The following is a 14,587-nucleotide window of genomic DNA, read 5'->3' as shown; positions in this document are numbered from 1 at the left end:
ATTATAATTCAAACTTCTTAGTTAAAACTTATAACTTAGAATCTTAAGACATACCACTAACCAATAATCTCAACTAGCTTCTTTGTTAAGTTTTTACGATTGAATTGTTGTAGCTCTATTTCGTTCGTTTCAAATTTCTGATTCGGATTTGCTAACCATTGTTTATAGATACATAATATAAACAATTTTATTTGAGTAACATCTTGATGAGAAAAGTAATCACCAGCTTTTGTTTTAGATAGAATTTTTTCTACATCTGCATCTTCTGGTCCAATAGCTAGAATAGGATTTTCTGTTGCCATATACTCAAACAATTTTCCAGGAATAATTCCTTTTGATGCTTCATTATCAAAATTAGTTAAGACTAGTATATTTGCCTTATTAATCGCATCTAATGATTCTTGATGAGAAACATAGCCATGTACAACCAAATTTGTATTTAAACCTGCTTCTATAATTGTCTGTTTCACATCATCTGCCAATGATCCATAGAAATTAAGTTTAAGATCTTCTCTAAACGAATTATTTTCTTGTAAGATTTCTGCTAAAGCTTTCCACAAAGCAATAGGATTTCTCAACATTTCTAATCCACCCGAATAGGTGATATTAAAATTGCTTTGATCTTTTTCTACTTTTTGTTTTACTTGCTCAAAACCATTTGTAATAACCTCAACTCGTTTTGCTCCAATTTTCTTAAAATTTTCTCCGTCTGCATAGCTTGTTGCTAGAACAACATCGGCTTTTTGCATGACATCACGTTCTAAATTTTCATGTTTTTTTGCAGCCCAAGAAGTTAATTTTAATTCTTTATGATAGCTAATTTGTGTCCAAGGATCACGAAAATCTGCTAACCATTTTACAGTTGGTAATTGTTCCTTAAGTTTTAAACCTATTAAATGTAAACTGTGTGGAGGACCAGATGTAACAATAGTATCTATATTTTCTTTTTGAAGAAAATCTTTTAAATAATTTACAGAAGGATTTACCCAAAATTTACGGGCATCTGGTATAAAGAAATTCCCACGAACAAAAACGGAAAGTCTTGACATGAAAGATTGATTTTCTTTCTTCTCGAAATGACCACCTTTGTAAGCTTTGTTTTTTGGATTTAACTTTTCAGCAAGCTGATAAGGTTCCCATATTTTATTTTTGACGATTTTTACCTCAGGATTTATATCTTTTGCTAATGTTTCATCAAGAATAGGATAAGATGGATTTTCTGGCGTATAAACAAACGTTTCATATCCAAATTCTGGAAGATATTTTGTAAACTTTAACCATCTCTGAACACCAGGACCTCCCGCAGGAGGCCAATAATAGGTGATAATTAATATTTTTTTCATTTAATTATTTAGCTTATTCAGCTAATGTTAAATCCTTTTCTTCTTTACATTTTTTGTATCCTAAATATACTCCTCCTGCTACAACAAGTAATAAAATAATATTTGAGATAATAACAATTGTATTTCCTGTAGAAATAACTTGTGGTTTAAATTCTAATACAATTGTATGATTTCCTTTAGAAACAGGAACAGCACGTAAAACATAATTTGCTTTTTCTACTGGAACTTCTTTTCCATCTACAGTTGCAGTCCATCCATGAGGATAATACACCTCAGAGAAAACAGCTATCTGATCTGATTTTGAAGAAGACTTGTATGTCATTTTCATTGGAGAATACTCCACTAAATTAATTTTAGCTGTAGAATCTGCAACAGATTTTAAATTTGAATTAGAAACTAAATCTTTTCGTAAAATAACCGTATTATTTACATCAATAGAATTTATAGCTAGAATTTCATCGTTTGCATTTTCTGTCCATTTTATGTTAGATGCTAACCAAGCACTACCCAACGCTGTTGGATTCTGTTGAACTTTTGGTTCTGTAGGATTTCCATGAATAATGTATTTTGTATTCAACATATTTAATACATTAATCAATCCTTTTTCATCTTTTATTCCGTACTGTTTTAAACGTTCATCTTGTAAAAAGTAAACATCTACAACATCTTGGTATTTTCCTAATTTAGCTGCATGGTAACCACCTACAGATGGAACAAAATAAGATGTTCCAGCTTCATTAAATGTACTTACTGCTGTATTATAAACTCGGAAATGTGACTGATCTTGTTTAGAAATTTCTGACAATAACTTGTTCATCGGAACTTTGTAAGCAATCTGTGCTACATTATTATTGTTCGTTGCTTCCGTTTCTAAACGTGTAGATAATTCTGTCGGGAAAGGATTATCTACAATGTAACTAGACACAAAATTATCTTCGTTTAAATATCTTTTATTTACTGTATATCCATCTATTAAAGCCAACGCTCCTATTGCTAAAACAACAATTGCTGGTTTTTTAATAAACTTGAACTGATACGCTAATAATAAAGCTAATGTTAATAAGACAAAAATTAATGTTCTTAATGTATCTGCTTTAAACATATCTATTCTGTCTAAGATTAATGCTTCATCTAAACGCTTCATTAATCCGTCCCATAAGCCAACAGCATTGGGATTAGCTTGTTGTATCTGCCCTATTAATTGTTCTGTCATTAATTTTTCGTCTCCAGAAGCAAATGGGAATAACATTCCTCCAAATAAGTAAAATAAAATTAATAATCCTACAGTACTTCCTCCAGCAATATAAAGTACTTTCTTTTTAAATTCTTCTGTTTCATCAGAATTAAAGAAATAATACAATGTTAAGATTGCTAAAAATGGCATTGTAAATTCCGCAATCACCAAAATAGATGAAACCGCTCGGAATTTATCATACATAGGGAAATAATCTATAAATAGATTTGTAATAAATGGTAAGTTTTTACCCCAAGCTAAAACAAAGCTTAAAATAGTAGCACCTACCAACCATTTTTTATAGGTAGAGTATTGACCTCTAACCATAAAAGCTCCAATAATAAACAAAAATACGACAACAGCTCCTTGATAAGCTGGACCAGAAGTTCCTGGTTGATCTCCCCAATAAGCACTTTTTGATTGACTTGCTACTGCTTGAAAAACTTGTTGGTTGAACTCATCTTCTCCCAAACTATATTGAGTATTTTGTAACTCTGAAGTATAATTTTTTAAATCATCTGGATTCGTTTGTGAACCACCTCCCATTAAGTTTGGAATAAATAGATTTAATGTTTCTAACTTTCCATAACTCCATTGTGTTATATAGTCATGATCTAAACCATTCGAATTCTTTTTCAACAAAGTCATTTCCGACTTTCCTCTTGTTGTTTCTTTACTGTATTCGTATGTAGATAATAATCGATTTGCATTTAATCCGACAGCAATTAAAACTGCTGCTATGGTTAAAGCGGATGATTTAAGAAAATCTGGTAATTCTTTCTTTTTTAAACTATCTATAAATTGAACAATTGCAAAAACCAACATTGCTAAAAACAGATAAAATGTCATCTGAATGTGATTCGCTTGTAATTGCAAGCCCATAAATAAAGTAGTAAGTACAAAACCTGCTATATATTTCTTGCGGTATAATAAAAGAATACCTGCTATAAGCGGTGCAAAATAACCTATTGTGTGTAATTTACCATTGTGTCCTGCTGCTATTAATTCGAAATAATACGAACCAAAAGCAAAGAAAATTGCTCCAACCAATGCATATTTCCATTTTTTGAACACCGTAATTCCTAGAATAAAAAATCCTGTGAATAACAAGAAAATGTAATCAGCTGGACGAGGCAAAAATCTAAAAATACCATCAATAGATTTTATAACATCAAAATTATATTTTGCTCCAGTTTGATACGTTGGCATTCCTCCAAACATAGCATCAGACCAATAAACATTTTCGTTTGTCTTATCTTGGTAAGTTAACATTTCTTGCGCACTACCTTTGTAATTGATAATATCTGGCTGTATAACAGCCTTACCAGATAAAACTGGTGCACAATAAACCAACGCTATTACTACAAAAAGTAGTAATGAAATAAGAACGTAGAGTAGGTTTTGTTTATTTTTCATCCTTTTTTTCCTCGATTATTTCGTAATCAACTGTTTCCGCATCGATATTAAATTTTGGCTTATCGAACGATTGGTTAGATTGAGATTCTCTTTGTTGAGAATCATTATTATTTTGGCTTTGATTATAAGCGTTTTGTTGTTGATTAAGAGCATCTTTAAAGACTTTCTTAATCGCAAATACTTTTCTTAAAAAACGAAATATTGTTAAGAAAATTATACCCAAAACAAGAATCCAAAGTATTGTTTTCATTTTAGTTTACTGTTGTAACAGTAGTTGCCGTTTCTGTCATTGTTTGTGATTGACCTTGCGCTTCTACTGTTCTTTTTAATGTTTCCTTTTTTGTTAAGTTAACTTTGTTGATCCATCCAGATTTAGTATCAATCAAAATTTTACCATCTACATTTGCATTGCTATTCGCAGACATTTTTACTCCTTCCTGAGATTCATTCCCTTTTAAACTTTGAGAACCTGCAACTGTAATTGTTGTATGTTGATCCTCTACATTTGACAAGGTTCTTTTCATAGAAATATTCCCTTTCATTGGACCTTTATCTATTTTTTGACTATCACTCCATGATTCTTTTAAAGCTAATGTTTTATTAGGAAAAACATTCATTGTTTCTTCGAATTGAGAAGAAATAGCTTCTTTGTTTAAAGAATTATCTATAATTTGAGTAAACAACTTAAATTCTTCAGCATTTACTTGACTTTTTACAGAGTTTAAGATAGATTTTTTTATAACATCTAATCCATCTACACTTACAACTTTTCCTTTTTGATCAATTTTCATTGTGTAAGTTTTCCCTGTCATTGCTTTATAAATTGACCAAGAAACAGCAATATCTTTATTCGCAGGTTTTGCAGAGCTTGTATCGTATGAAATAGATTTCCCTGTTGGGTCTGTCATTTTTTCACTGTATTGTTTAGATTTTACTTCTAATGTATATACACCATCTTTAAAATCTTTTACAGTATAATCTATTTGTTTTTTACTTTCACTCGTCATCTTCTGAGACTGTTTTCCATCACTAGCCGATTGTGTATTCTTAATAGATAAATTCATTGGATATGTTTTTCCAATCTCTAAATTATATTGATAAGAATATTTTTCATCAGCTCCTTTTGTAACTGCAACAACTTCTGGTTTAGTTATAGAATCTGTTTTTACTTCATTATTCGTTTCAGTCTGAGGAATTGTATCTCCTTTTTCGTTTACGATTAATTCGTTTCCATCTTTATCTTTTCCTACAACTTTATCGTCTTTTTTACATGATGTGACAGCCATGGCGATTGCCATCATGAATACTATTTTTTTCATATTTTATTATTTTGATCGTTGGATAAATACCAAAATCAATCCAAAAATAAGGAATTTAGTTTATTTTTTAACATCTATCTTGAATAGATTGAATTTGAAACAAATAAAAAATCGCCTCAACTTTGAGACGATTTAGTTTTATATGAAGAATTTTAAATTATTCCCATGTCTTTACAAATAACAATCATTTCTATATTATTCTTTGCATTTAAGGATTCTCTTAAATCATTTAAACGTTTTTCTATGGCACTTCGACTATTAGGATGTAAACCTTCGTCTTTAAAATTGTCCATAATTTCGTGTTGTTTCCAGCCTTTTGCTAATAAATCAAGTAATCTAATATCATAGTCTGTTACTTCAAACGAATTATTTCTTAGAGAATTTAAAATATCTTGAGGAATAACAGTTTCTCCTGCGAATACTTTCTTTATTGTATTTTTAAGTTCTTTTGCATCATTTCTTCCTTTACTAACATAACCGTTAATTTTAGATTGATTAAAAAGCTCATCTATTACTTGAACCTTTTTTTCGATAGAAAATGCAATAACTTTTAATTCTGGTTGAATTGTTTTTGTTTCTGCAACCAATTGCTGACCAGAAGTTATTTTTTGTTCAACAAAATCTTTATCAAAAACCAAATCCGTAATCAAAAGATCGTATGGATTATTTTCTTCAATTGCTTTTTTTATTTTTTGTAATGCGGAATCACAATAACTAACAAACTCAAATTTGGCTACTTTCAATTCTTCTAATGTGTTAATAACACCTAGATTTCTTATTTCGTGATCTTCTGCGATAAGGACTTTTTTAAACATTTTTTTCTATGTTGGAATTGTGATTTGAATAATTAATCCATTGGCTGGATTTTTCTCAAAAGTAATTTTTCCTCCAATTGTTACAATACGGTTTTCCATATTTCGAATTCCAGAAGTTGACTTTTTTTGTACATCATCAATTCCAACTCCATTGTCTGTATACTTTATCATTAGGAAATCTTCTGATTTTTCAAACTTAACACTGACTAATTTAGCCTTACTATGTTTCATCATATTTATCATACATTCTCTTAATGTATATAAAATTTCTGTTTGAACATTATTTGTAATCGTCTCCCATTTTTCTGGGCTATTTCCTACAATAAATACTTTATTCGTTTCATTAGAGTATGAATTCAACATCTCAGCTAATCGTACCGAAAAATCTTTCTCATAAATTTCATTTAAATCGTCACGCGCAATATCTCTAGACTCTTCGTATAGTTTTTCAATATTATTCAACATTTGTTCTTTTCCAAATGCAGAATTATTCTGAATTTGCATCATAGTATGATACAAACCATTTGCTACAACATCGTGTACTTTTTTTGAGTATTTAATTTGTGTATTCTTTACTTCAAGTTCTTTTTCTTGTTGTAGTCTTTTCTTTCTTTTTCTATACCAAAATAGACCTCCTATTACAAAAAAAGTAAGTAGTCCAATAACTATATATTGCTTTAATATATGGTTTTGCTTTTTAACATTCTCTGCACGTTCTTTTTCAGTTTCGAAACGAATTAATGCAAACTGATTTTTAGCTTTAGACCTTGCTGTTTGAAGATTGTAATCTAGTTGTTGATAGTTGATAAAATGTCCTCTAGAGCTTTCAGAAGATTCTAGAAGAATTAATTTCTGAAGCGCTTCTAATTGGTCATCTGGACTCTCTAGCTCTTTTGCTATTGCTAACATTTTTTGTGCATATAAAAGAGACTTTGCTTTATCTTTTTTATAAAAATAATCTGATAAATGAGCGTAACTTGCATTCTGTCCCCAGAAATCTTTCTCGTCTTCTCTAATTTTTAATGCATCATAAAGTTCTGGTAAAGCATTATATGTTGAGTCTTTTAAAAATTTATTAAATGCTAAATTATCCATAACCCTAGCCTTTAATATTTTATCAGACTGTCCTTGTTCTTTAATCAGATTTTCTAAAATATTAATTGCCCTATCGTATTTTTTTTCTTTAGATAAATCAACTGCTATATTATTCTCTATAGATGCTCTATCTTTATTATCTTCAATATTTAATAAAGCTTTTTCATACCAATTTACAGACTCTTTATAATCTTTTAAATTACCTTTTGCGATTGCAATAGAATTATAAATTGATAAAAGATTATTTTTACTTTTTCCGAGAAGTTCTAAAGCTCGTATATTAGTTTCTATACTTCCATAATAATCTCCTTCTTCATTTTGAATAAAGGATTGATAAATCAAAGCATTAGATGATTTTATACTATCATTATTTTTTTGATACTCATCAAAGGCTTGATTAAAATAATAGTATGCACTATCATTATTCTTACCATATAAAGCTTCTCCTTTATCATAAAATTCATCTCCAGTTCCTAGAAGATTCTGTTGTTTTTCATTTCCTGAACAAGAAAATAAAACGAGTAATATAACACAAAAATAAAAATATCTCACAGCGCTAATTTAATGAAAACTATCTATTAAGGTTATAAATTAATTATATATTTTAGGTAGGGATTGGAACGATTTATCATTCTAAATAGCTTTACTATCTATTTGTGATAATTTGCAAATTAATGGATGCTATTTTTTACTATATAGTAATTTATAAAGCAAAAAGAGGCTGAATTATTTTCAGCCTCTTTTAATTATTTCTTTGGAGGTACTTGTCCTTTTTCACCTCCTGTATCATCTCCTGAATCTCCGTCACTCTCAGTTTCTGTTGATTGAACACTAATTGGTGAGTTATCATTAGATGTTGTTGCGATATTATGATTACTTGGGAATGCTAAACCTAATAGCATTAATAAAAATTGTAACATTATTTTAAAATTTAAGATTTAATAATTCTCGCGCTTGCTCAAGACACAGGTCTTAAGCATTGGGCACGACGAACTAAGAAGCGCTTCTTAAATTTTGGGAAGTATTGATACGCAAAACAGAGAGTGGAAAACCGCTTCCCAAGGCCAGTTTAAACAAACTGTTTTTTGTATCTTAATTATTGAAATTAGGTTTCTTACCTTCTGATCAGTAAAAGTTTTCACCTTTATTTCTGTTACAAATTAACAACCAGTTAGGGTCCTTTTCCTAGACAAACGAAGGACAGAAAATGGACAGCCATCTGATGAATTTTTATGGAAAACCGTAAAATTATTATCCGTATATTGTCTAATTTGGACGCAGGTTTATTTTACTGTTACTAAAATGATTGACAAGAAGAAAAAATTAGTGGAAGTTGTATTTGAAAAAGCTAAAAATGAGCTTCCAAATAGCAGCAAAACTTCTATTGCTTTTTATCTGAGTACTCTTTTCGAAGAGGAGTATGGATTTTCGAAAGACGGAAGAACATTCGTTCGCTATTATAAAAAATTAGTGGAAGATAATTTAGATTATACGATTGATGATATCACACTAGATAATATGAGTTTATATAGTGGATATAAAAATTTTAATGATTTTTGCAATAATTATAAGAAAGAACCTTTTGTTAAAAAATTTGGTTCTATAAATGTTGCTATTTCTGAATCTGAAGAGCAACATGATAATTTATCCGACAAATCGTCTAAAGTTGTAGTAAATATTACGAATGCTCCAGTTTTCAACATTCCAGAATTTATTTCTAAGAACAAAAATAGTTTTGGTTTAATGGGTATTCTTGTAGCAGGAGGAATTTTTGTTAGTCAAAAAGATAATGTTGCAAAAGAAAAACAACAAGTAATTGCTCAACAACCTATAGAAGAAGCTTCAAAACCTAATCAAACAACTGCTGCTCCTAAATCAAATTCTATTGTAACTGTTATAGAAAAGGAAGTAAATCATATCGTACAAAAAGTGAATCAAAAAAAAGTTTCAAAAAAAGAGTGTATGTATTGGAAATTGGATCATTATGTAGCTGTTTTGTGTAATGAAGATATAAGCGTTAATCCTTTAATTGCAATAGATGAAGAATTATTAAGATCTTTCCGAAAAATAAATAAAATAGATACTTTAACAGTTAATAATGCACTTGGAAAAGTGTGGTATGATAAATCTAATAATCATGTAGAATTTTTCACCAACTATGGTATTCATCCAGAAAATGGAAAAACATTAAAACCCGTTTCTAAACATATCATAGAAAAATATATTAATAATTAGTTTCCTTTTACTGCATAAAAAATAGAACAAATAATAATTAGACAACACTTTAAGTGCTGTCTATTTTTTTTAACAAAAATTGATTGATAATAATTCATTTCGCATTCCGTTACTTGAATAAATGAATATACCTATGAAAATCAGAATCCTTTTGTTATCATTATTTCTTTTGATATTATCTTGTAATACAGATGATGATAACCAAAATAATGAAACGGAATACAAACAGAAAATGCGTGAATTCGTTATTGGAATAAGTCAATATTCAAAATCACAAAACTCACAGTTTATCATCATTCCACAAAATGGCATTGAACTGGTTTCCTCAAATGGTGATGCTTCAGGGCAAAATGACAATGCTTATCTTAATTCAATCGACGGAAATGGACAGGAAGACTTATTTTTTGGTTACAATAATGATGATGAAGCAACACCTTCTTCCGACAATGAATATCTGAGGAATTTACTTAATAAGTCAAAAAATAATGGAAAGACAATTCTAGCAATTGATTACTGTTCAACACCTACAAAAGTAAGTTCATCATACAACCAGAATAAAAATGCTGGTTATATTTCTTTTGCAGCAGATAAAAGAGAACTTAATTCCATTCCTATCTTTCCCTCTCCTATTCATAATGAAAATTCAGCTGACATTAAAAAACTTTCAGAGGTCAAAAACTTTCTATACCTTATAAATCCTTCAAACTTTAATACTAAAAGTTCATTCATCAATGCTGTCACTGCTACCAATTATGATCTTCTTATTATGGATTTATACTTTACCGATGGAAGTAGCTTTACAACTAATGAAATAAACCAGCTACGAAATAAAGCCAATGGTGGTAAAAGATTGGTTATTTCCTACATGTCGATTGGTGAAGCAGAAAATTACCGTTACTATTGGCAAAGCAACTGGAATTCAAACAAACCAGAATGGCTTGATGCAGAAAATCCAGCATGGAAGGGAAATTACAAAGTAAAATACTGGAATAAAGATTGGCAGAATATTATTTTCGGGAACAGCAATTCATATACACAAAAAGTTATTAATGCTGGTTTCGATGGAGTATATCTAGATATTATTGATACCTTTGAATACTACGAATAAACTACAAACATAGATTTTCAAAGGCATCATGTTTAATTAAATGACTGTCTAAATTCTAATGGTGTCTTACTGGTTTTATTTTTAAATAATTTACTAAAAGACTGTATATGTTCGAAATCTAGTTCATACGCTATTTCACTAACCGATAGATTTGTTGTACTTAATCGCAATTTTGCATATTGAATTATTTTATTTTGAATATGCTGTTGCGTATTTTGTTTTGTATAAATCCGCAATAAACTTGCTAAATAATTGGGCGAAATATTCATACTTTCTGCAAGTGATGTAACAGTAGGAACACCATTTTCCAATAATTTTTCTGTTGTAAATTGTGCTGTCAATAAAGACTCAAAACGAGAAACAAATTCGTGATTGGGTTTTGCGCGAGTAATAAATTGTCTCTCATAGAAACGCTCTGCATAAATTAACAATCGCTCTAATTGTTTAATTATAAGTCCTTGACTAAATTTATCTATATTACTCTGGTATTCTTTTTCTATGCTTTGAAGAATTTCCTCGATAATAGCCTCCTCTTTGTCTGAAAGAAATAGAGCTTCATTTACAGCATACTGAAAGAAATCGTATTTAGATATTGTCTCCGATAAATCAGTATTCCAGAGAAAATCTGGGTGAATAAGCAGGAGCCATCCGCTAGCTTGAGTCTTAACATCTGGATTAATCTCTACTTTAAGAAATTGATCGGGCGACACAAAAGTAAGTACCCCAGAATCAAAATCATACTTCTGTTGGCCATAATTAAATCGTTCAGAAACATTTCTTTTTAAACCAATAGAATAAAACTGTTGTATCCACTTAAGTTCTTTGTCATTAATTGGATAATTAACCTTACTGTAATCAATAAGACTAATTAATGGATGCTCTGGTTTAGGCAATCCACAAAATGTATGAAATTCAGTTAGCGAATGAAAACGAAAAGTTTTTTCCATTGTAATTCTATATTATTTTGTATTCTCTATTGTTGGTTCAATTTCTTACAAATTTTTCTGTGCTGTTGGTCGAACAACGATTTCATTAACATCTACATCTGATGGTTGTGCTATAGCAAACGCAACAGCTTTGGCAATAGCAGATGCAGGAAGCAGATCCTTTCTAAAAAGATCAATTGCCATTTCTTTTAATTCAGGATCAGAAATAGTGTTTGGCAATTCTGATTCTGTAGCTCCAGGCGCCACTAAAGTTACACGAATATTGCGACTTACTTCTTGACGAAGACCGTCAGAAATAGCTCTAACAGCAAATTTTGTTGCACTGTAAACAGTAGACGTTGGTCCTACCCAGCGGTCTCCCACTGAAGTAATATTAATAAACTGCCCACTGTCTTTTGATTCAAAAATAGGTAAAGCTGCAGCAATACCATGCAAAACACCTTTTATATTTACGTCAATCATATGATGCCATTCATCTATTTTGTAACTGTTAATCATAGATAAAGGCATTAAACCTGCATTATTTACAATTACATCTAATTGTCCAAATTTTGAAACTGCAAAATCAGTAAATGCTTTTACTTCTTTAGGAACGGTAACATCTATTTTAAAGTATTCAACTTCACCACCTGCAATAATAATTTCATCACTAATTTGCTTCAACTTCTCTTCACGTCTTGCTCCTAATACTACTTTAGCACCCAAATTTGCCAAATGACGTGCAATTCCTTCTCCAATACCACTACTTGCTCCTGTAATAGCGACAACTTTTCCTTTGATATTTTCCATAATGATTTATATTAAAAATTATAATGGTAAAGGTCTTTGAATTTATTTGCGCATATTTAGCCATATCATGAAATATTGTAGTAGAATCGTGGAATCTTAAAATAATAACAAACATCTTATCTAAAAGATATAGACAAGTAATAATTAGTTTCATTTTACTGCATAAAAAATCCTCAAGCTAAAAGCTTGAGGATTTAATTTATTGTTTGACTCGCTGAGTCTTATTTTACTTCTTCGAAGTCTACATCTTCTACTCCATCTGCTTGACCTTGGTCTGCATTTGGTTGAGCTTGCGCTCCACCTTCTTGACCTTCGTTCATTGCAGCATAGATTTCTTGAGAAGCAGCATTCCAAGCTGTATTTAATTTCTCCATAGAAGCATCTATCGCAGTAATATCTTGTGCAGCATGTGCTGTTTTAACTTCTGCTAAAGCTTCTTCTATTGGCTGCTTTTTATCAGCTGGAATTTTATCTCCGTATTCTGTTAATTGTTTTTCTGTTTGGAAAATTAAAGAATCTGCAGCATTTACTTTTTCAATTTTTTGTTTTGCTTCTTCATCTTTTGCAGCATTTTCTTGTGCTTCTTTTTTCATTCTTTCAATATCAGCATCTGATAATCCAGAAGAAGCCTCAATTTTAATAGACTGCTCTTTTCCTGTTCCTTTATCTTTTGCAGAAACACTTAAGATACCATTCGCATCAATATCAAATGTTACTTCGATTTGTGGAACTCCACGTTGTGCTGGTGGGATATCAACTAAGTCGAAACGACCAATTTCTTTATTATCATTAAATAAAGGACGCTCTCCTTGACCAATTCTTAATGTTACTGCTGGTTGATTATCTACTGCTGTAGAGAAAACCTCAGATTTTTTAGTAGGAATTGTTGTATTTGCTTCAATTAATTTAGTAAATACTCCTCCTAAAGTTTCGATACCTAAAGATAAAGGTGTAACATCTAATAATAATACATCTTTAACATCTCCAGTTAAAACTCCTCCTTGGATAGCTGCACCAACTGCAACAACCTCATCTGGATTAACTCCTTTTGATGGTTTTTTACCAAAGAATTTTTCTACTTCTTCTTGTATTTTTGGGATACGAGTAGAACCACCAACTAAGATTACCTCATCAATATCAGAAATAGATAAACCTGCATCGCTTAATGCTTTTTGACAAGGATCCATAGAACGTTTTACTAAAGATTCTGTTAGCTGATCAAATTTAGAACGAGTTAAAGTTTCTACTAAGTGTTTTGGTCCTGATTCGTTTGCTGTAACGTATGGTAAATTAATTTCTGTTTGTGCAGAAGAAGATAATTCGATTTTAGCTTTCTCAGCAGCTTCACGTAAACGTTGTAAAGCCATTGCGTCTTTCTTTAAATCTACTCCTTCTCTTGCTTGAAATTCTGAAGCTAACCAATTGATGATTGCATCATCAAAATCATCACCTCCTAAATGTGTATCTCCGTTTGTTGATAATACTTCGAAAACTCCGTCTCCTAATTCTAAGATAGAGATATCAAATGTACCTCCTCCTAAATCGTAAACTGCGATTTTTCTGTCAGAGTTTGCTTTATCTAATCCGTAAGCTAATGCAGCAGCTGTTGGCTCATTAATAATACGTTCTACTTTAAGACCTGCAATTTCTCCAGCTTCTTTTGTTGCTTGACGTTGTGCATCGTTAAAGTAAGCAGGAACTGTAATTACGGCTCTAGTTACTTCTTGTCCTAAATAATCTTCAGCAGTTTTCTTCATTTTTTGTAAAGTCATTGCTGAAATTTCTTGTGGCGTATAGTTACGTCCATCAATATCAACCGCAGGTGTATCATTATTTCCTTTTACTACTGTATAAGGAACACGTCCAATTTCATCTGCATCGTTATTAAATTTAGTTCCCATGAAACGTTTAATAGAATAAATCGTTTTCTTTGGGTTTGTTACTGCTTGACGTTTTGCTGAATCACCAACTTTTATTTCTCCACCTTCTACGAATGCTACGATAGATGGTGTTGTTCTTTTTCCTTCTGCATTAGGAATAACTACTGGCTCGCTTCCTTCCATTACAGAAACACAAGAGTTTGTTGTCCCTAAATCAATTCCGATTATTTTGCTCATATTGTTTGTTTTTTTATATACTTAATTATACTTTCTATGATGTCTTAGTTTGCTCATATAAATGATGCATCAACAAATAGACAATCTTTGTGCCAACATAAAAATAATGTCATGAGTTTATTATTCAATGTCATGTTGTCATATTTATTATAAAAAATAATATTTTATA

Annotated in this window: 12 protein-coding genes; 2 read left to right on the top strand and 10 right to left on the bottom strand. The window is 30.5% G+C overall.

Annotated features, from left to right (window positions below; translation table 11 throughout):
* Window positions 1–56: 56 nt before the first annotated feature.
* From BUA86_RS01940 to BUA86_RS16100, 7 genes are all read right to left on the bottom strand, one after another.
* Window positions 57–1,343: a glycosyltransferase family protein gene (locus BUA86_RS01940; protein WP_072929351.1), complete on the bottom strand. Its 1,287-nt coding sequence runs from the start codon at window positions 1,341–1,343 to the stop codon at window positions 57–59.
* A gap of 13 nt (window positions 1,344–1,356) precedes the next feature.
* Window positions 1,357–3,993 carry a YfhO family protein gene (locus tag BUA86_RS01935; RefSeq protein WP_072929350.1) on the bottom strand — a complete coding sequence of 879 codons (2,637 nt, stop codon included), beginning with the start codon at window positions 3,991–3,993 and terminating at the stop codon, window positions 1,357–1,359.
* A complete protein-coding gene (locus BUA86_RS01930; RefSeq protein ID WP_072929348.1) occupies window positions 3,983–4,243 on the bottom strand; it encodes a hypothetical protein in 261 nt (86 codons plus the stop codon). The genes BUA86_RS01935 and BUA86_RS01930 overlap by 11 nt, the downstream gene beginning before the upstream one ends.
* A gap of 1 nt (window position 4,244) precedes the next feature.
* Complete coding sequence (locus tag BUA86_RS01925) at window positions 4,245–5,312, bottom strand: DUF6263 family protein (RefSeq protein ID WP_229731894.1); 1,068 nt, start codon at window positions 5,310–5,312, stop codon at window positions 4,245–4,247.
* A gap of 152 nt (window positions 5,313–5,464) precedes the next feature.
* Window positions 5,465–6,127, bottom strand: coding sequence for a response regulator (locus BUA86_RS01920; protein WP_072929346.1), 663 nt, complete (start codon window positions 6,125–6,127; stop codon window positions 5,465–5,467).
* Between the two features lie 6 nt (window positions 6,128–6,133).
* Window positions 6,134–7,774 (bottom strand): tetratricopeptide repeat-containing sensor histidine kinase, encoded by a 1,641-nt coding sequence (locus tag BUA86_RS01915; protein ID WP_072929344.1) that lies wholly within the window; start codon window positions 7,772–7,774, stop codon window positions 6,134–6,136.
* A gap of 194 nt (window positions 7,775–7,968) precedes the next feature.
* Window positions 7,969–8,142 (bottom strand): hypothetical protein, encoded by a 174-nt coding sequence (locus tag BUA86_RS16100; RefSeq protein ID WP_178300387.1) that lies wholly within the window; start codon window positions 8,140–8,142, stop codon window positions 7,969–7,971.
* 382 nt (window positions 8,143–8,524) lie between these two features.
* Here BUA86_RS16100 and BUA86_RS01910 point away from each other — a divergent pair, with 382 nt between their 5' ends.
* Window positions 8,525–9,457: a hypothetical protein gene (locus BUA86_RS01910; RefSeq protein ID WP_072929342.1), complete on the top strand. Its 933-nt coding sequence runs from the start codon at window positions 8,525–8,527 to the stop codon at window positions 9,455–9,457.
* A 133-nt stretch (window positions 9,458–9,590) separates the two neighbouring features.
* On the top strand, window positions 9,591–10,565 hold the full coding sequence (locus tag BUA86_RS01905) for an endo alpha-1,4 polygalactosaminidase (RefSeq protein WP_072929817.1): 975 nt from the start codon (window positions 9,591–9,593) through the stop codon (window positions 10,563–10,565).
* 32 nt (window positions 10,566–10,597) lie between these two features.
* Here the strand turns inward: BUA86_RS01905 and BUA86_RS01900 are convergent, their stop codons facing one another.
* The 3 genes from BUA86_RS01900 to dnaK all read right to left on the bottom strand — a co-directional run bounded on the left by BUA86_RS01900 (window position 10,598) and on the right by dnaK (window position 14,418).
* Window positions 10,598–11,512, bottom strand: coding sequence for a helix-turn-helix domain-containing protein (locus tag BUA86_RS01900; RefSeq protein WP_072929340.1), 915 nt, complete (start codon window positions 11,510–11,512; stop codon window positions 10,598–10,600).
* A gap of 45 nt (window positions 11,513–11,557) precedes the next feature.
* Complete coding sequence (locus BUA86_RS01895; protein ID WP_072929338.1) at window positions 11,558–12,301, bottom strand: SDR family oxidoreductase; 744 nt, start codon at window positions 12,299–12,301, stop codon at window positions 11,558–11,560.
* A gap of 221 nt (window positions 12,302–12,522) precedes the next feature.
* Entirely contained in the window at window positions 12,523–14,418 is a 1,896-nt protein-coding gene (gene dnaK / locus BUA86_RS01890; protein WP_072929337.1) for a molecular chaperone DnaK, read from the bottom strand.
* Window positions 14,419–14,587: the final 169 nt, after the last annotated feature.

Origin of the sequence: Chishuiella changwenlii, from assembly GCF_900142565.1 — a bacterium.
Classification (GTDB): domain Bacteria; phylum Bacteroidota; class Bacteroidia; order Flavobacteriales; family Weeksellaceae; genus Empedobacter; species Empedobacter changwenlii.
Note: the sequence above shows the minus strand (reverse complement) of the source record. Positions and strands in the feature narration are given on the sequence as shown.

Coding starts and splice junctions, on each gene's coding strand:
- BUA86_RS01940 (WP_072929351.1), bottom strand. CDS start 1,343: ATGAAAAAAATATTAATTATCACCTATTATTGGCCTCCTGCGGGAGGT.
- BUA86_RS01935 (WP_072929350.1), bottom strand. CDS start 3,993: ATGAAAAATAAACAAAACCTACTCTACGTTCTTATTTCATTACTACTT.
- BUA86_RS01930 (WP_072929348.1), bottom strand. CDS start 4,243: ATGAAAACAATACTTTGGATTCTTGTTTTGGGTATAATTTTCTTAACA.
- BUA86_RS01925 (WP_229731894.1), bottom strand. CDS start 5,312: ATGAAAAAAATAGTATTCATGATGGCAATCGCCATGGCTGTCACATCA.
- BUA86_RS01920 (WP_072929346.1), bottom strand. CDS start 6,127: ATGTTTAAAAAAGTCCTTATCGCAGAAGATCACGAAATAAGAAATCTA.
- BUA86_RS16100 (WP_178300387.1), bottom strand. CDS start 8,142: ATGTTACAATTTTTATTAATGCTATTAGGTTTAGCATTCCCAAGTAAT.
- BUA86_RS01910 (WP_072929342.1), top strand. CDS start 8,525: ATGATTGACAAGAAGAAAAAATTAGTGGAAGTTGTATTTGAAAAAGCT.
- BUA86_RS01905 (WP_072929817.1), top strand. CDS start 9,591: ATGAAAATCAGAATCCTTTTGTTATCATTATTTCTTTTGATATTATCT.
- BUA86_RS01900 (WP_072929340.1), bottom strand. CDS start 11,512: ATGGAAAAAACTTTTCGTTTTCATTCGCTAACTGAATTTCATACATTT.
- BUA86_RS01895 (WP_072929338.1), bottom strand. CDS start 12,301: ATGGAAAATATCAAAGGAAAAGTTGTCGCTATTACAGGAGCAAGTAGT.
- dnaK (WP_072929337.1), bottom strand. CDS start 14,418: ATGAGCAAAATAATCGGAATTGATTTAGGGACAACAAACTCTTGTGTT.